16 protein-coding genes and 1 tRNA gene are annotated in these 18,288 nt (G+C 51.3%); 13 read left to right on the top strand and 4 right to left on the bottom strand.

The annotated features are described in order from the left end of the window. The first annotated feature begins 6 nt into the window (after positions 1-6). The 7 genes from OGY68_RS22155 to yejF all read left to right on the top strand — a co-directional run bounded on the left by OGY68_RS22155 (position 7) and on the right by yejF (position 9,056). A complete protein-coding gene (locus tag OGY68_RS22155; protein WP_048215899.1) occupies positions 7-720 on the top strand; it encodes a phosphatase PAP2 family protein in 714 nt (237 codons plus the stop codon). Between the two features lie 413 nt (positions 721-1,133). Then, a complete protein-coding gene (gene mepS, locus OGY68_RS22150) occupies positions 1,134-1,703 on the top strand; it encodes a bifunctional murein DD-endopeptidase/murein LD-carboxypeptidase (protein WP_003834567.1) in 570 nt (189 codons plus the stop codon). A 167-nt stretch (positions 1,704-1,870) separates the two neighbouring features. After that, positions 1,871-3,430 (top strand): cyclic di-GMP phosphodiesterase, encoded by a 1,560-nt coding sequence (locus OGY68_RS22145; RefSeq protein WP_048215898.1) that lies wholly within the window; start codon positions 1,871-1,873, stop codon positions 3,428-3,430. 100 nt (positions 3,431-3,530) lie between these two features. After that, entirely contained in the window at positions 3,531-5,345 is a 1,815-nt protein-coding gene (locus tag OGY68_RS22140) for an extracellular solute-binding protein (RefSeq protein ID WP_057066519.1), read from the top strand. Further along, a complete protein-coding gene (locus tag OGY68_RS22135) occupies positions 5,346-6,440 on the top strand; it encodes a microcin C ABC transporter permease YejB (RefSeq protein ID WP_003834575.1) in 1,095 nt (364 codons plus the stop codon). Next, entirely contained in the window at positions 6,440-7,465 is a 1,026-nt protein-coding gene (locus tag OGY68_RS22130; RefSeq protein ID WP_003834577.1) for an ABC transporter permease, read from the top strand. The genes OGY68_RS22135 and OGY68_RS22130 overlap by 1 nt, the downstream gene beginning before the upstream one ends. A 1-nt stretch (position 7,466) precedes the next feature. Beyond that, positions 7,467-9,056: a microcin C ABC transporter ATP-binding protein YejF gene (gene yejF / locus OGY68_RS22125; protein ID WP_032944026.1), complete on the top strand. Its 1,590-nt coding sequence runs from the start codon at positions 7,467-7,469 to the stop codon at positions 9,054-9,056. Positions 9,057-9,059: 3 nt separating this feature from the next. Here yejF and OGY68_RS22120 read toward each other — a convergent pair whose 3' ends face one another. The 3 genes from OGY68_RS22120 to rsuA form a co-directional block, all read right to left on the bottom strand. Continuing rightward, entirely contained in the window at positions 9,060-9,404 is a 345-nt protein-coding gene (locus OGY68_RS22120) for a YejG family protein (RefSeq protein WP_085951589.1), read from the bottom strand. 333 nt (positions 9,405-9,737) lie between these two features. Further along, positions 9,738-10,928: a Bcr/CflA family multidrug efflux MFS transporter gene (locus OGY68_RS22115; protein WP_003834584.1), complete on the bottom strand. Its 1,191-nt coding sequence runs from the start codon at positions 10,926-10,928 to the stop codon at positions 9,738-9,740. Between the two features lie 15 nt (positions 10,929-10,943). Further along, entirely contained in the window at positions 10,944-11,651 is a 708-nt protein-coding gene (gene rsuA / locus OGY68_RS22110) for a 16S rRNA pseudouridine(516) synthase RsuA (RefSeq protein WP_008785291.1), read from the bottom strand. A gap of 151 nt (positions 11,652-11,802) precedes the next feature. On the opposite strand from rsuA, the gene radD reads away from it, so the two are divergent. Further along, a complete protein-coding gene (radD, locus tag OGY68_RS22105; protein WP_286579894.1) occupies positions 11,803-13,563 on the top strand; it encodes a DNA repair helicase RadD in 1,761 nt (586 codons plus the stop codon). 124 nt (positions 13,564-13,687) lie between these two features. Next, positions 13,688-13,972, top strand: a complete 285-nt coding sequence (rplY, locus tag OGY68_RS22100) for a 50S ribosomal protein L25 (protein ID WP_003027502.1) — start codon at positions 13,688-13,690, stop codon at positions 13,970-13,972. Positions 13,973-14,092: 120 nt separating this feature from the next. On the opposite strand, the gene yejK is transcribed toward rplY, so the two are convergent. After that, entirely contained in the window at positions 14,093-15,100 is a 1,008-nt protein-coding gene (gene yejK / locus OGY68_RS22095) for a nucleoid-associated protein YejK (protein ID WP_048234884.1), read from the bottom strand. Between the two features lie 134 nt (positions 15,101-15,234). On the opposite strand from yejK, the gene OGY68_RS22090 reads away from it, so the two are divergent. The 4 genes from OGY68_RS22090 (at position 15,235) to narP (ending at position 18,261) form a co-directional block, all read left to right on the top strand. After that, on the top strand, positions 15,235-15,462 hold the full coding sequence (locus OGY68_RS22090; RefSeq protein ID WP_003027506.1) for a YejL family protein: 228 nt from the start codon (positions 15,235-15,237) through the stop codon (positions 15,460-15,462). A gap of 31 nt (positions 15,463-15,493) precedes the next feature. Next, positions 15,494-17,254, top strand: coding sequence for an LPS biosynthesis-modulating metalloenzyme YejM (gene yejM / locus OGY68_RS22085; RefSeq protein WP_057066518.1), 1,761 nt, complete (start codon positions 15,494-15,496; stop codon positions 17,252-17,254). A gap of 74 nt (positions 17,255-17,328) precedes the next feature. Then, a tRNA-Pro gene (locus OGY68_RS22080) sits at positions 17,329-17,405 on the top strand. A 208-nt stretch (positions 17,406-17,613) separates the two neighbouring features. Continuing rightward, positions 17,614-18,261: a nitrate/nitrite response regulator protein NarP gene (narP, locus tag OGY68_RS22075; protein WP_003834605.1), complete on the top strand. Its 648-nt coding sequence runs from the start codon at positions 17,614-17,616 to the stop codon at positions 18,259-18,261. Positions 18,262-18,288: the final 27 nt, after the last annotated feature.

Here is an 18,288-nt window from a genome sequence, read left to right as displayed (position 1 = left end):
ACGACGATGAAAACCCGATACCCTTTAATCCTCCTGCTTAATATTGCGGGCCTGGCACTGTTTCTGTCCTGGTATATTCCAGCCGGGCATGGGTTCTGGTCTTCACTCGATACGGGCGTCTTCCGATTTTTTAATCACAAATTGATTGAAAGCCCACTGTTCTTATGGGTTGTTGCTATCACTAATAATCGGGCATTTGATGGCTGCTCATTGCTGGCTATGGGCGCATTGATGCTGCACTTTTGGCTCAAAGAGACGTCGGAAGGTCGCCGACGCATTGTGGCAATTGGTTTGGTTATGCTGCTCACTGCAGTGGTATTAAACCAGCTGGGCCAGGCGCTTATTCCCGTTAAACGCGCCAGCCCCACGCTTATGCTGGATAATATTTATCGCGTCAGCGAACTGCTGCATATTCCGACCAAAGATGCGTCGAAAGACAGTTTTCCTGGCGATCACGGCATGATGCTGCTTATTTTTTCCGCATTCATGTTGCGTTATTTCGGAAAAGTCGCAGGAATAATCGGCCTTATTATTGCTGTGGTTTTTGCCTTCCCGCGCGTAATGATTGGCGCCCACTGGCTCACCGATATCGTGGTTGGTTCCATGACGGTGGTCTTGATTGGCCTTCCCTGGTGGCTAATGACGCCATTAAGCGACCGATTAGTCACTCTGTTCGTGAATTATCTACCCGGCAAAAACAAACAATTTTTAAACAAATAACGCAGAGTAATTAACATCATCAGGGATACTTCTGATTCCCTGATGATGCTGGGCAATATTTCATCATTCTGATTGTCATTCTCCTGTCATCTTATTCATGTTTAAAATGAGTAGGTTGCGTATTTTTTGCCCTAACTGTTCTTAATTTAGACAATGCCGTTTATTCACTTTCTGTATCAATTTTTCTTATAAGAAATCACGTAAAATTACTCGCATTGACCGGAACGATCGGGTAATCTCGAACTCGTTTTGCCTCGCGGGATAATTATTCCCTTTCAGAATAAATTTGTGCGTTCTGCCACAGATTTGACCTTAAGGAATTGTCTCATCGTGCGATGGTAATTAGTCTCGTCACGTTTGGCATTTTTTATAACGATATTTATCGTTAAGGACTTCAAGGGAAAACAAACAAAATGGTCAAATCTCAACCGATTTTGAGATATATCTTGCGGGGCATACCCGCGATAGCAGTTGCGGTTCTGCTTTCTGCATGTAGCACAACGAACACCGCCAAGAATATGCATTCTGAGACGCATGCTGTGGGCAATGGAGATAACTCTTCACTGCAAGCCTCTCAGGATGAATTTGAAAATATGGTACGTAATATCGATGTTAAATCACGTATTATGGACCAGTATGCTGACTGGAAAGGCGTGCGTTACCGCCTTGGCGGCAGCACCAAAAAAGGTATTGATTGCTCAAGCTTCGTGCAGCGTACATTCCGCGAGCAATTTGGTTTAGAGCTTCCGCGCTCAACCTATGAACAACAGGAAACGGGAAAATCCGTTTCGCGCACTAATCTGCGCACAGGCGATCTGGTTCTGTTCCGTGCTGGTTCTACTGGCCGTCACGTCGGTATTTATATCGGTAACAACCAGTTTGTACATGCCTCGACCAGCAGTGGCGTTATCATTTCCAGCATGAACGAGCCTTACTGGAAAAAACGCTACAACGAAGCTCGCCGGGTTCTGAGCCGCAGTTAGTTTCGTTTGGCAGCTATCCCTTGGCTATCCTGATGAGACATTCCAAAAGCACTGCTTCGGCGGTGCTTTTTTGTTTCCCCCTGCGACTAAGAAAAATCTCACAACATGAGTCATTTCAGGTTATATTCATACAGAGTAAGCGGTTAAATCAGGTAAAATAAGGATCTATGTTCAGACGCTCTTCTTCATCCGGTCGGAAAATCCTGCTTTCCTGTATGTTAACGGGGCTTATCGTCGCAATACTCGTGAGTACCCTGCAGTTTTTCGTCACCTGGCATAAACGAGAAGTTAAGTACGACACGCTCCTTGCCGATATCCAGAATTACGTCAGCAGCTACTTCACCGACCTCAAAACCACCACCGATGCCCTTCAGCCGCTGGTTGCCAACAGTTGCCAACAAGTCGGCGCTAAGCTGACCTCCAGTGCAGCATTTAGCCTGAACGTTCGCGCTTTCTTGCTGGTAAAAGACGGCATCGCTTTCTGCTCTTCCGCGACAGGTTCCATGTTCACTCCGATTTTAGATTTGATCCCGAACCTCGATATCAGCAGAAATATTGATGTGGAATTACTTCCCGGTACGCCCATGATGCCGGATAAGCCAGCGATCATGATTTGGCACCGAAACGCGTCGTTCAATGATAGCGGCGTATTTACCTCACTGAATATCAATCTGGCACCTTATCTGCTCTATACCGCCCGGCAGGATGATTTTGACGGTATTGCGATTATCGTCGGTAATACCGCAATTTCGACATTCTCATCGCGAATCATCGATGTCTCCGCTCTTCCTCATACCTCCTGGCGGCAGGCCACTCTTGAAGGGATCCCGCTTAAAATTCGCTTATACGCACAAGAGTGGAACTATACCGACGTCTGGTATTCTATTTTGTTGGGATGTATGGCCGGGATTATTGCCGCCCTTCTCCTCTGGTACTACATCTACAGCATCCGTTTACGCCCAGGCAAAGATATCCTCAACGCCATCAAGCATAACCAGTTTTATGTGGTGTACCAGCCCGTCGTAGAGATGCAAACGCTGGAAGTGAAAGGCGTCGAGGTCCTGTTACGTTGGAATCACCCAACAACGGGCGAGATCCCACCGGATGCCTTTATTCATTACGCTGAATCACAGAAAATGATCGTCCCGCTGACTCAGCATCTCTTTAAGTTGATCGCCCAGGATGCCCCGGCGCTACAAAAAGTGTTACCCGCTGGCGCAAAATTGGGGATCAATATCGCGCCATCGCATCTGCATGGCGAGACATTTAAAGACGACATCCGGCACCTGCACGCTTCACTTCCCGCAAACTATTTTCAGATAGTGCTGGAAATCACTGAACGAGATATGCTCAATCAGCACGAGGCCACAAAGCTATTTGAATGGCTGCATTCCGCAGGTTTTGAAATTGCGATTGATGATTTTGGCACCGGCCATAGCGCGCTTATTTATCTGGAACGCTTTACCGTTGACTACCTGAAAATCGATCGCGGATTTATTAACGCCATCGGGACGGAAACCCTGACCTCTCCGGTTCTGGACGCCGTGTTGACACTTTCTAAACGTCTTAATATGCTGACGGTTGCGGAAGGGGTAGAAACTCCTGAGCAAGCCCGTTGGCTGCGCGATCGTGGGGTGCATTTTTTCCAGGGATACTGGATTAGCCGACCATTAAAGCTTGCTGATTTTGTGCGTTGGATGGCACAGCCCAATAAGCCGACGTGGTGATCGCAGTATGCGATTCATATACTCTCACTCGCCGCTACATCCCTTATCTTTCAGGCATGATGCCCGTCGGGTTGTGGCAGGAAAAGGAAATCGCTTTTATATGATCCCTCGCGTACTGCTTCTGTTTATTACCCTCATCGGGTTTAGCGCCCAGGCGCAATCCATCAAAGAAAGCTATGCTTTTGCCGTACTGGGTGAACCGAAGTACGCATTTAACTTTAATCACTTCGATTATGTGAATCCCGCAGCCCCTAAAGGGGGTCAAATTACCCTGTCCGCCATTGGCACATTTGACAACTTTAACCGCTACGCGATGCGCGGTAACCCCGGCGCACGTACCGAAACGCTTTACGATACGTTGTTTACGACCTCTGACGATGAACCTGGTAGCTATTACCCGCTCATTGCCGACAGCGCGCGCTACGCTGACGACTATTCCTGGGTAGAAATTGCCATTAATCCACGAGCGCGCTTTCACGATGGCTCACCCATTACCGCCCGCGACGTCGCATTCACCTTCCACAAATTTATGACTGAAGGCGTGCCGCAGTTTCGTCTGGTCTACAAGGGAACAACGGTAAAAGCCATCGCGCCATTAACCGTACGCATTGAATTAGCCAAACCGGGTAAAGAGGACATGCTCAGCCTGTTTTCATTACCCGTAATGCCAGAGAAGTACTGGAAAGATCATAAGCTCAGCGAGCCCTTATCATCGCCACCGCTCGCCAGCGGCCCTTATCGCATTACGAAATGGAAGATGGGCCAATATATTGTCTATTCGCGCGTCAAAGATTATTGGGCCGCTAATCTGCCCGTCAATCGTGGACGCTGGAACTTTGATACCATCCGCTACGACTACTATCTGGATGATAACGTCGCCTTTGAAGCGTTTAAGGCCGGTGCGTTTGATCTGCGTCTTGAAAATGATGCCAAAAACTGGGCGACGCGTTATACCGGGAAAAATTTCGCGAATCATTACATCATCAAAGATGAGCAAAAAAACGAGTCCGCGCAGGATACCCGCTGGCTGGCATTTAATATTCAGCGTCCGGTATTCAGCGACCGACGGGTACGGGAAGCCATCACGCTGGCCTTTGATTTTGAATGGATGAATAAAGCGCTGTTCTATAATGCCTGGAGCCGGACCAACAGCTATTTTCAGAATACCGAATATGCCGCGACAAAATACCCCGACGCAGATGAGCTGGTGATACTCGCACCCTTGAAAAAAGATCTCCCCCCTGAGGTCTTTAGCCAAATCTATCAGCCGCCAAAATCAAAAGGCGATGGCTACGACCGCGACAACCTGTTGAAAGCCGATACCTTACTGGAGCAGGCCGGGTGGGTACTAAAGGGTCAGCAGCGCGTAAACAGCGCCAGCGGTAAACCTCTGAGCTTTGAACTGTTGCTCCCGGCGGGCAGCAACAGTCAGTGGGTGCTGCCGTTCCAGCACAACCTGCAGCGCTTAGGTATTACCATGAATATCCGCCAGGTGGATAACTCACAAATCACGAACCGCCTGCGCAGTCGCGACTATGACATGATGCCGAGGTTGTATCGCGCGATGCCGTGGCCGAGTTCGGACCTGCAAATTCTGTGGGCCTCTCAATATATTGATTCCAGCTACAACGCCCCCGGCGTACAAAGCCCGGTGATTGATAAACTGATCGACCAAATCATCGCGGCACAAGGTGATAAAGCCAAATTGATCCCACTAGGCCGGGCACTGGACAGGGTATTAACCTGGAACTACTACATGTTGCCGATGTGGTTTATGGCAGAGGATCGCATCGCCTGGTGGGATAAATTTTCACATCCTGCTATTCGCCCAATTTACACCATTGGCCTCGACAACTGGTGGTATGACGTCAACAAAGCGGCGAAACTGCCCGCAGCCAGACGACAGGGAGAATAAATGGGCGCGTATCTGATTCGACGTCTACTGCTGGTGATCCCAACGCTTTGGGCCATCATCACCATCAACTTTTTTATCGTGCAAATAGCCCCAGGCGGACCGGTTGAACAGGCCGTCGCCGCCATTGAGTTCGGGCAAAGCGGGGCATTACCCGGCGCGGGTAGCGAAGGCGTTCGCGCCAGCCACGCGCAAACCGGCGTTGGTAACATCAGCGACAGTAATTATCGAGGTGGCCGGGGTCTGGACCCGGAAGTGATCGCCGAAATCACTCGCCGCTATGGGTTCGATAAGCCCATTCATGAGCGTTACTTCAAAATGCTCTGGGATTACATTCGTTTCGATTTCGGTGACAGCCTGTTTCGTAGCGCCTCGGTGCTGACGCTTATCAAAGACAGCCTGCCTGTTTCCGTCACGCTGGGGCTGTGGAGTACGCTCATCATCTATCTGGTGTCGATACCGCTTGGGATCCGCAAAGCGGTGCATAACGGCAGCCGGTTTGATGTCTGGAGCAGCGCATTTATTATTATCGGCTATGCCATACCGGCCTTTCTGTTTGCCATTTTGCTGATCGTCTTTTTTGCCGGGGGAAGCTACTACGACCTGTTCCCGCTTCGCGGGCTGGTTTCCGCCAATTTTGACTCCCTGCCCTGGTATCAGAAAGTAACCGACTACCTTTGGCATATAACCCTGCCGGTGCTGGCGACGGTGGTTGGTGGGTTTGCCGCGCTGACTATGCTGACCAAGAACTCATTTCTGGATGAGGTGCGCAAACAATATGTCGTCACCGCACGCGCTAAAGGGGTCAGCGAGAAAAATATTCTGTGGAAACATGTGTTTCGCAATGCCATGTTGCTGGTGATCGCCGGCTTCCCGGCAACGTTTATCAGCATGTTTTTTACCGGCTCACTGCTGATTGAAGTGATGTTTTCGCTTAACGGCCTGGGATTGCTGGGTTATGAATCCACCGTATCACGCGACTACCCGGTAATGTTTGGCACGCTTTATATCTTCACCCTGATCGGTCTGCTGCTGAATATCCTCAGCGACATCAGCTATACGCTGGTCGATCCTCGTATTGATTTTGAGGGACGATAATGTCGCGATTAAGCCCCGTCAATCAGGCCCGCTGGGCGCGCTTTCGCCACAACCGTCGCGGCTACTGGTCGCTGTGGATTTTTCTGGTGCTGTTCGGTCTTAGCCTGTGTTCAGAACTGATTGCCAATGATAAGCCGCTACTGGTGCGCTACGACAATAGCTGGTATTTCCCCCTGTTCAAAAACTACAGTGAAAGCGACTTCGGCGGACCGCTGGCGACTCAGGCTGATTATCAGGACCCGTGGCTACAACAGCGCCTGGAAAACCAGGGCTGGATCCTGTGGGCACCAATACGCTTTGGGGCCACCAGCATTAACTTTGCCACCGATAAGCCCTTCCCTTCCCCGCCTTCCGCACAAAACTGGCTGGGAACAGACGCCAACGGCGGTGATGTACTGGCGCGCATCCTCTACGGCACACGTATTTCTGTCTTGTTTGGTCTAATGCTCACCCTCTGTTCGAGCGTGATGGGCATTATGGCTGGCGCAATTCAGGGCTATTATGGCGGCAAGGTGGACCTGTGGGGGCAACGATTCATTGAAGTTTGGTCAGGAATGCCAACGCTGTTTCTCATCATCCTATTGTCGAGCGTGGTCCAGCCTAACTTCTGGTGGCTGCTGGGCATTACCGTACTGTTTGGCTGGATGAGCCTGGTTGGCGTGGTGCGCGCGGAATTTTTACGTACCCGAAACTTTGATTACATTCGAGCCGCTCAAGCGCTAGGCGTAAGCGATCGCAGTATTATTCTGCGTCATATGCTGCCCAACGCGATGGTCGCGGCCCTGACTTTTTTACCGTTTATTTTATGCGCCTCGATAACCACCCTGACCTCACTGGATTTTCTTGGGTTCGGTTTACCGCTTGGCTCGCCATCACTGGGAGAACTCCTGTTACAGGGTAAAAACAACCTGCAGGCACCGTGGCTTGGCATCACCGCGTTCATCTCCGTTGCCCTGCTACTATCACTACTGATCTTTATTGGTGAAGCGGTACGCGATGCGTTTGATCCCAACAAGGCGATTTAAAATGACACAACCTCTGTTAGCCATTGAGAATTTATCGGTAGGTTTTCGTCAACAAGAGACCGTGCGCACCGTAGTCAATGCCCTCTCACTACGGGTTGATGCCGGACAAACGCTGGCGCTGGTGGGCGAGTCTGGATCGGGGAAAAGCGTGACCGCGCTTTCTATCCTACGGTTGTTACCGTCCCCTCCGGTAGTTTACCCTTCCGGGGACATCCGTTTTCATGGTGAATCATTACTTCACGCCAACGAGCAGACGCTTCGCGGCGTACGGGGGAATAAAATCGCCATGATTTTCCAGGAGCCGATGGTGTCACTGAACCCGCTCCACAATCTGGAAAAACAGCTTTATGAAGTGCTGTCGCTGCATAGGGGAATGCGTCGGGAAGCGGCGCGGGCAGAAATCCTGACCTGCCTGGATCGCGTTGGCATCCGTCAGGCAGCCAAACGTCTCGCAGATTACCCACACCAACTGTCCGGCGGTGAACGCCAGCGTGTGATGATCGCCATGGCACTGCTGACACGACCTGAGCTGCTTATTGCTGATGAACCGACTACCGCGCTGGACGTTTCCGTTCAGGCACAGATCCTGCAATTGCTGAGGGAACTACAGCGCGAGCTGAACATGGGATTACTGTTCATCACCCACAACCTGAGTATTGTGAAAAAACTGGCCGATACCGTGGCGGTCATGCAAAACGGCCAGTGCGTTGAGCAAAATAGAGCAGCACAGTTGCTCACTGCGCCAACGCATCCCTACACGAAGAAATTGTTAAACAGCGAACCTTCCGGCGACCCGGTACCTTTGCCTGTCGGGCAAGCTCCGTTGCTAGAAGTGGAAAAACTCCGCGTCGCCTTTCCTATCCGCAAAGGTATCCTGAAACGCGTGGTGGACCACAACGTCGTCGTTAACGACGTCAGTTTTTCCCTCCGGCCCGGTGAAACACTGGGGCTGGTGGGAGAGTCAGGCTCAGGAAAAAGCACCACCGGGCTGGCGCTTCTGCGGTTAATCACCTCGCAGGGAAGCATTGTGTTCGATGGGTTGGCACTGCATACCTTAAATCGACGCCAGCTGTTGCCGGTCCGTCACCGTATTCAGGTGGTATTTCAGGATCCCAACTCCTCGCTGAACCCACGCCTGAGCGTGCTACAGATTATCGAGGAGGGGTTGCGCGTTCATCAGCCTACCCTGTCAGCCGAACAACGCGAGGCACAGGTGAAAGCGGTAATGGCGGAAGTGGGATTGGATAGCGAAACGCGACATCGTTATCCTGCGGAGTTTTCTGGCGGACAACGCCAACGCATTGCTATTGCCAGAGCATTGATTCTCAAACCTTCCCTGATCATTCTGGATGAACCAACATCGTCGCTCGACAGGACCGTACAGGCGCAAATCCTGACGTTGTTAAAATCCTTACAGGAAAAGCATCGGCTGGCTTATATTTTTATCAGCCATGATTTGCACGTAGTACGCGCATTATGCCATCAGGTTATTGTGCTACGTCAGGGAGAGGTCGTGGAGCAAGGGCAATGCGAGCACGTCTTTAACGCACCACAGCAGGCCTATACGCGTCAGCTGCTCGCGCTAAGCTGACGCTCAAAAAGGATTGTTGTTTGAAAACGGTTCTGCGATAGCCACGCCGAAGTTTTTCAGTCTGCAGGTCGCGGCAAATTCGTCCTGGCGATTCACAAACAGGCACGGCTCTCCTTCACATTCCAGTACGGAACAAGGAACCTCGATATCACTGAGGGCCTGGCTGAGCTTATGCATGACTGACCACGCGCTGTCACCATCAGGACTGAGCAATTTGAGTGCCACCAGGCTGTTCTCATTACTCTGACCGTTTTGCGGAATCGGTTCAACTTTCGAACCTGCGAAACCCACCGACCAACGATAGCTCTGCGGCAGACGATGAACGATTGAGAGTTGTAATGTCATCACTTTCTTTCCCTGGAAGCACAATCACTTCACAATTATTTTACATCAATATTAACACATCATTGACAATACGTCTTTAGACAGTTGGTAAACGTTTACATCCAGTACTTATGCTGCTTACAGAACCCAGTAATTAAATTTATTCAACGGTTCTGGCATATTTCCGGGCTATATGTACTCGTTTCTGCGATCTAACTCAACCTTTTTAACTACAATGATGTGACTTTTTACATAAATTGATTTTACATAAAATAAACATAAGCGGGGGAAATGATAGATTTGCGGTTGATGTACATCAACTCTGGAGACCTTATGGCCCCCAGGTTGTGTAATAGATCACCGTTTTTGAGCGCGACTGGCGTAAAGATAGAAGAGAATTGAGCAGGTAGCGCAAAATGCGATCGACCATATCATTGGCCAGGCCGAGTTAAAGGTCGCCAGAGACAACAGGGCCCCGACAATGGCGCCAATGCCAAAGCGGAATGTCCCAGCCAGCGATGACGCCGTTCCCGCCATATGCGGAAATTCATCCAGAATAACCGCCATGGCGTTTGATGACACCATCGATACACAGCCAACAAACGCCGCAACGCCAACGACCAGAGCCCAGAACCCCAGCCCAAACAGTGCGCTAAAGACCATCCATCCCGCCATCACGAACTGGATCCACAGACCGGTACGGAACATATTCAATGCCCCAACCCGACGCACAAAGCGACTGTTGATGATAGTCATCACGAACAGGAATACGATGTTCAGTGCGAAGTAATAACCGAAATGCTGCGGTGAAACGTGGTTGATCTCAATGTAAACAAAGGGTCCGGCGCTCAGAAACGAGAACATCCCGGCAAAGCTGAACCCGCTGGCCAGCATATAGCTCAGCACTCGTTTATGACGAAACAGCGAGGCAAAGTTGCCAATAGTGGTACGCAGGCGAAACGGCTGGCGACGCTCTACAGGCAGGGTCTCTTTGATCAGCGTAAAGATCATCACCGACGCCAGAACAGCCGCCATGGCGAGGATCCAAAAGATATAGTGCCAGCTAAGCCATACCAGCACCCAACCACCCACGATAGGTGCCAACAAAGGCGCAATTGTGGTCACCAGCATGACGAATGACATCATGCGCGAGAACTCTTCCTTCGGATAGATATCGCGCATCAGGGCGTTGATAACCACGCTGGCCGCCGCGGCAGCCAGACCGTGGAAGAAACGCATCACGATCAGTTGATCAATAGTTTGCGCCAGGGCACAGGCCACTGCCGCCGCCGCAAACACCAGCGTTCCGCCCAGAATCACCGGCTTGCGCCCAATGCTGTCAGCCATTGGGCCATAGAGCAACTGCCCCACTGCAAACCCCAGAATATAGGTACTGAGGGTCATCTGCGCGCTACCCGCAGGCACACCAAACTGTTCTGAGATAACAGGTAGCGCCGGAAGATACATATCAATCGACAACGGCATCAGCATGGCTAACAAGCCAAGGATAAAGACTATGGCAATTGACGAGTTCTGCCGGGTGGTCACATTTAGCTCCTGAAATTAACGCGGGGTTAAGTTAACGCTGGCGATTTCTTCTTCGGTCAATGGACGGTATTCACCCGGCTCCAGATCGTCATCAAGCCTGATGTCACCAATTCGTTCACGGTGCAGTTCCACAACGTGGTTACCCACCGCGGCAAACATACGTTTTACCTGATGATAACGCCCTTCGCTGATGGTCAATCGCACCTGAGTTGGCGTAATGACCTCCAGAACAGCCGGTTTGGTCAGGTCTTTTTCATTATGCAACTGTACGCCATGGGCAAACTGCTCGGCGGTATCGTCTGCCACTGGCGACTCCAGCGTCACCAGATAGGTTTTCTCACAATGGTGACGAGGAGAGGTGATACGATGCGACCACTGTCCGTCATCGGTCATCAGTACCAGTCCGGTGGTGTCGATATCCAGACGCCCTGCCGCATGCAATTTGTAGGCAACCGGTTCATCAAGGAAATAAAGCACCGTCGGATGATCCGGGTCATCCGTTGAGCAAACATAACCCTGAGGCTTATTCAGCATAAAATAGCGCGGGCCATTTTGTTGAACCAGGGAATTACCGTCATATTCGACGTCGTGTTCTGGTAGCAGCTTAAAGGCACTGTTTTTAACGATTTCACCGTCGACGGTAACGCGGTTAGCACGGATCTCACGCCCGGCAATAGCGCGGCTGACGCCGAGTTGCTGAGCGATAAATTTATCAAGTCGCATGAGTGTGATTTTTGCCTGTAAAAATACGAGAAGCGGGTTTACGCCCGAAAAGTGGGACTATTATCCGCCCAGTATAGCGGTGTTACACCATCCCTCAAGGGAAATGATTCATGGCATACTATACATTGTTGCTGTTTACCTTAATGAGCTCATGATTTTTACTCTTCGCCCGTACCAAAAAGAAGCCGTGGACGCCACGCTCAACCATTTTCGCCACCACCGCACCCCGGCGGTTATCGTCCTGCCAACCGGCGCGGGCAAAAGTCTGGTGATTGCTGAACTGGCCCGCGTGGCACGTGGTCGCGTACTGGTACTGGCGCACGTCAAAGAACTGGTCGCACAAAACCATGCCAAATATTGTGCGCTGGGGCTGGAAGCCGATATTTTTGCCGCAGGCCTGAAGCGTAAAGAGAGCCACGGGAAAGTGGTCTTTGGCAGCGTACAGTCGGTAGCGCGTAATCTGGACGCCTTTCAGGGAGAATTCTCACTGCTGATCGTCGATGAATGCCATCGTATTGGCGATGATGAAGAGAGTCAGTATCAGCAAATCCTCACTCACCTGACTAAAGTAAATCCCCACTTACGTCTGCTCGGGCTTACCGCCACGCCTTTTCGTTTGGGCAAGGGCTGGATTTATCATTTTCATTATCATGGTATGGTGCGCGGCGATGAAAAAGCGCTGTTTCGCGACTGCATTTATGAATTACCGCTGCGCTACATGATTAAACACGGCTACCTGACGCCGCCAGAACGCCTCGACATGCCGGTCGTGCAGTATGACTTTAGCCGCCTGCAGGCGCAGAGTAACGGCCTGTTTAGCGAAGCGGATCTGAATCAGGAGCTGAAAAAGCAGCAACGAATAACGCCGCATATCATCAGCCAGATTGTCGAGTTTGCCCAAACCCGCAAAGGGGTGATGATTTTCGCCGCCACCGTTGAGCACGCCAAAGAAATTCAGGGTCTGCTGCCCGCTGACGACGCCGCGCTAATCACTGGAGATACGCCAGGCGCTGAGCGCGACGTGCTGATTGAAGAGTTCAAAGCCCAGCGTTTTCGCTATCTGGTGAATGTATCGGTCCTGACCACCGGATTCGATGCCCCGCACGTCGACCTTATCGCCATTCTGCGCCCAACAGAGTCAGTTAGCCTTTACCAACAAATTGTTGGTCGTGGGTTGCGCCTTGCACCGGGTAAAACCGACTGTCTGATCCTCGATTACGCCGGCAACCCGCACGATCTGTACGCACCGGAAGTGGGTGCTCCGAAAGGGAAAAGCGACAACGTTCCGGTACAGGTGTTCTGTCCTGCCTGCGGATTTGCAAACACCTTCTGGGGCAAAACCACGGCAGACGGCACGCTGATTGAACATTTTGGCCGCCGCTGCCAGGGATGGTTTGAAGATGATGACGGCCATCGCGAACAGTGCGATTTTCGTTTCCGTTTTAAAAACTGCCCACAATGCAACGCGGAAAATGACATCGCCGCCCGCCGTTGTCGCGAGTGCGACACGGTGCTGGTTGACCCGGATGACATGCTGAAAGCCGCGCTCAGGCTCAAAGATGCGCTGGTCCTGCGCTGTAGTGGTATGGTGTTACAAAACGGGCAGGATGATAAAGGCGAATGGCTGAAAATCACCTATTACGATGAAGATGGCGCTGACGTCAGCGAACGCTTTCGCCTGCACACTCCCGCGCAGCGTACGGCCTTCGAACAACTGTTTATTCGCCCGCACACCCGAACACCCGGTATACCCTTACGCTGGATAACCGCCGCCGATATCCTCAATCAGCAGGCGTTGTTACGGCATCCTGATTTCGTGGTGGCGCGCATGAAAGGTCAGTACTGGCAGGTCCGTGAAAAGGTCTTCGATTATGAAGGACGCTTTCGTCGGGCACATGAATTACGCGGTTAATCGTACTTTTGATTGATGTACCAGCCGTTTGAGTATAGAATCTCGCCCGCTTTTGCATACGCAAAGCAGATCACTTACCTGTTGCTGGGTCGCCTGTAGCAGGAATTATTTAAGAGAGATTTAAATGTTTACTATCAACGCTGAAGTACGTAAAGAGCAGGGTAAGGGTGCGAGCCGCCGCCTGCGTGCCGCTAACAAGTTCCCGGCAATCATCTACGGTGGCGCAGAAGCCCCGATTGCTATCGAACTGGATCACGATGCAGTTATGAACATGCAAGCTAAAGCTGAATTCTACAGCGAAGTTCTGACCATCGTTGTTGACGGTAAAGAAGTTAAAGTTAAAGCTCAGGCTGTACAGCGTCACCCGTTCAAGCCGAAGCTGTCCCACATCGACTTCGTTCGCGCGTAATCGCAAACAAGTTGAAGAAAAACCCCGCCAAGGCGGGGTTTTTTTATGGGGTTTTGTCATCGATACTGATGGTTCTCGTCGACCGGATAAGGCGTTAACGCTCTCACCCGGCACACGGTTTTATTTCCCGCCAGACGTGCGGCGCTGCAGCTGGTCGCGCAGGTTCGGCGGCGTACCTTTGATGGTCAAGGTGTCCGTCGCCGGATCCCAGAAAATACGTTCACCCAGTAACATAGCGTCGAAGTTAATGGTTAACCCACCGCCGCTGCCGGCAAATTTGGTTAACTGACGCAGCGTACTGCGATCCGCAGGGAAACTCTCTTCCAGCTCGTAGCCTTTATCAGCGGTAAATTCGCTGAAGCTGACTTCACTGACGCCGGAAAGCTCTTTAGACAGCGACTCCAGTTCGATCTCTTCACCAGCCTGCAACTGCTCGTTACAGTAGCTGTACACCTGCTGACGCACGTTCTGGCGTTCGGCTTTATCGAGTTGAGCCTCATTGGTAAAGTCATCGAGCGCCTGCAGCAGGCCACGGTTTTGTGCTTTGGCGTTCAGACCTTCGCTGGCACCGAGGAAATCCATAAAGAAATCGGCGACTTTGCGCCCTACCCGCCCTTTCAGGAACGTCAGATAGCGTGTGGACTCCGGATTGGTTTCCCACTCGGTTAAATCAATACGCGCCACGATGTCCGCATGATTGATATCCAGATAGTGCGTCGGGTTGATATCCAGATTTTCATTGACGCGCATGCTGCTTAAATTGTTCAGCACGGCGACCAGCAGATACTCTACCGCCAGATAGCGGTAATGGCAGAACAGGACAATACCGCCGTCGGCAAAAGGATATTTCGCCAGCTCGTCCCGCAAGCGTCCGGTCGCGGCACGACTAAATGCCAGAAAATCCTCTTCACCCTGACGCTGTAAACGCAGCGTTTGCGCCAGTTCACTCTCTTCGCTAAACAGGCCATAGGCTTTATTCTTGGCGCTATACACCCGATGCAACTCAGCCATCATATCGACAACCGTCGCTGTCGGTTCCAGTAATGAATCGCGCAAGACCAGCTCAAGGTTCTGCTCGTCACGTTTGATAAGCTGGTGCAGGGCAATCTGGTTGATATCCAGACTCATGATAAACTCTCCTTTTAGACCGGGCGGTATTCAACCACCTGCCGGGCAGTGACGCAATAGAAGATAAAAAAGCAGAAAAAAAACTGTCTGTACGGTAATATGTTGCCCTTTCATGAACAGACTGATTTCGATTTATGCCACAAATTTCCCGCTATAGTGACGAACACGTTGAACAACTGCTGAATGAGATGCTCAACGTACTGGAAAAACATAAGGCGCCGACCGACCTTTCCCTGATGGTTCTGGGAAACATGGTGACTAACCTTATCAATACAAGCATCGCACCGGCCCAGCGCCAGGCGATTGCCAACTCTTTTGCCCGCGCATTGCAGTCTTCGGTAAACGACGACCAAGCGCATTAAGAGCCTGCTCCGGGGAAACGAACAACAGTTTATGGTAACTCATCGTCAGCGCTACCGTGAGAAAGTCTCCCAGATGGTTAGCTGGGGGCACTGGTTTGCCTTGTTCAACATTCTGTTGGCCATGGTTCTCGGTAGCCGTTACCTGTTTGTCGCCGACTGGCCGACAACCCTTGCAGGTCGTGTTTATTCCTACCTGAGCGTTGTCGGGCATTTTAGCTTTCTGGTGTTTGCCACCTATCTGCTAATCCTGTTTCCCCTGACGTTTATCGTCATGTCCCAGAGGCTGATGCGATTCTTATCAGCTATTCTGGCGACAGCTGGCATGACGCTGTTGTTAATCGACAGCGAAGTTTTCACCCGCTTCCACCTGCACCTTAACCCGATAGTCTGGGAACTGGTCATTAATCCTGACCAGAACGAAGCGGCGCGTGACTGGCAACTGTTGTTTATCAGCGTGCCGGTTATCCTGCTAATAGAAATGTTGTTTGCGACCTGGAGCTGGCAAAAGCTGCGCAGCCTGACGCGTCGTCGCCATTTCGCCAAACCGTTAGCGGCATTCTTCTTCGTTTCTTTTATCGCCTCGCATGTGGTGTATATCTGGGCAGATGCTAATTTCTATCGCCCGATTACCATGCAGCGCGCAAACCTGCCGCTCTCCTACCCGATGACGGCGCGTAAGTTTCTGGAAAAACATGGCCTGCTGGATGCGCAAGAGTATCAGCGTCGCCTGATCGAACAGGGTAATCCGGAAGCGGTTTCCGTGCAGTACCCGCTCAGCGAACTGCACTATCGCGATCTGGGCACCGGCCAGAACGTTCTGCTGATCACCGTAGACGGCCTGAACTACTCACGCTTTGAAAAACAGATGCCTGCGCTGGCTGAGTTCGCCGGGCAGAATATCTCCTTTACGCGTCACATGAGCTCAGGCAATACCACGGATAACGGGATCTTTGGCCTGTTCTATGGTGTATCGCCAAGCTACATGGACGGCATTTTGTCGACCCGAACGCCTGCGGCGCTGATCTCTGCACTGAACCAGCAAGGGTATCAGTTAGGACTATTCTCCTCGGATGGCTTTACCAGCCCGCTTTATCGCCAGGCGCTGCTGTCAGACTTCTCCATGCCGAGCGTGCAAACGCAATCTGATGAGCAAACCGCAAGCCAATGGATTAACTGGCTGGGACGCTACGCGCAGGAAGATAATCGCTGGTTCTCCTGGGTCTCCTTTAATGGGACAAACCTTGATGACAGCAACCAGAAGAACTTTGCCAAACGCTACGCCAGCGCCGCTCAGGATGTGGATGCCAATATTAACCGTGTTCTTAGCGCCCTGCGCGACTCGGGTAAACTGGACAACACGGTGGTGATTATTACCGCTGGCCGCGGTGTGCCGCTGACGCAGGAAGAGAACAACTTTGCCTGGTCTCGCGGTCATCTGCAGGTTCCTCTGGTGATTCACTGGCCGGGAACGCCTGCCCAGCGCATCAATAGTCTGACCGATCATACAGACCTGATGACGACGCTGATGCAGCGCCTGCTGCATGTCAGCACGCCGGCTAACGAATATTCGCAGGGGCAGGATTTGTTCAATGCTACACGTCGCCATTACTGGGTGACCGCCGCCGACGGCAGCACGATGGCAGTGACTACGCCAGAGATGACGCTGGTGCTGAACAACAACGGAAATTATCAGACCTATGATTTACGTGGCGAGAAAATAAAAGATCAGAAACCGCAGCTCAGCCTGCTGCTACAGGTTCTGACGGATGAGAAACGATTTATTGCTAACTGATTAATTATAAATCAATTAGTGAGGCATCCTCTTGCATTCGTAGCGGAAAGCAGTAGTATTAGCAGCCATAGCGTCGGCACGTAGCGCAGCCTGGTAGCGCACCGTCATGGGGTGTCGGGGGTCGGAGGTTCAAATCCTCTCGTGCCGACCAAAAATCCCTAAAAAAACCAACCCTTGGGGTTGGTTTTTTTATGTCTGCGATTCCGCATTCCTGAGTTTTACAGCAGCCTTCAGCACAGGTTTTACTACTTACCCATGCACAAATTGGGGTAAAATTCATCCTCTCATCAGCGCGATGAATCTGGACGATTGATGCGCTGAAAACAATAATGATACTAATAAAAGCTCAGGAGAATAGTATGCCTGAAGTAACGCCTTTTCGGGTGCTGATTGTCGACGACCACCCACTCATGCGGCGGGGAATTAGTCAATTATTGCAACTGGATCCCGCATTTGACGTAGTCGCTGAAGCAGGCGACGGCGCAAGTGCTATCGATCTGGCAAACCGTCTGGACCTTGATGTGATCCTGCTGGATCTCAATATGAAAGGTATGAGCGGGCTGGACACCCTGAATGCGCTGCGTCGGGACGGCGTCACCGCGCAAATTATTATTCTTACCGTATCGGATGCCGCCAGCGATGTGTACGCCTTAATTGATGCCGGCGCGGATGGTTATTTACTGAAAGATAGCGATCCCGAAGTCTTGCTGGAAGCCATTCGTAACGGCGCCAAAGGTGGTAAAGCGTTTAGCGCTCGTGTTAGCGAATATCTGCGCGAACGTGACCTGTTTGGTGCGCAGGAAGATCCATTCAGCATTCTCACCGAACGCGAGCTGGATGTATTGCATGAACTTGCTCAGGGGCTGTCGAATAAACAGATTGCGTCGGTACTGAATATTTCCGAACAGACGGTGAAGGTGCATATTCGTAATCTGCTGCGCAAACTCAACGTGCGTTCTCGCGTTGCTGCCACCATCCTGTTTTTGCAAACACGCGGCATGCAGTAATCAATGAGATGCCGGATGACGACGCAG

Origin of the sequence: Citrobacter sp. Cpo065 (assembly GCF_030332805.1) — a bacterium.
Lineage (GTDB): Bacteria > Pseudomonadota > Gammaproteobacteria > Enterobacterales > Enterobacteriaceae > Citrobacter > Citrobacter portucalensis.
The sequence above is the reverse complement of the archived record's forward strand: the minus strand, read 5'-3'. Positions and strand labels throughout refer to the sequence as shown.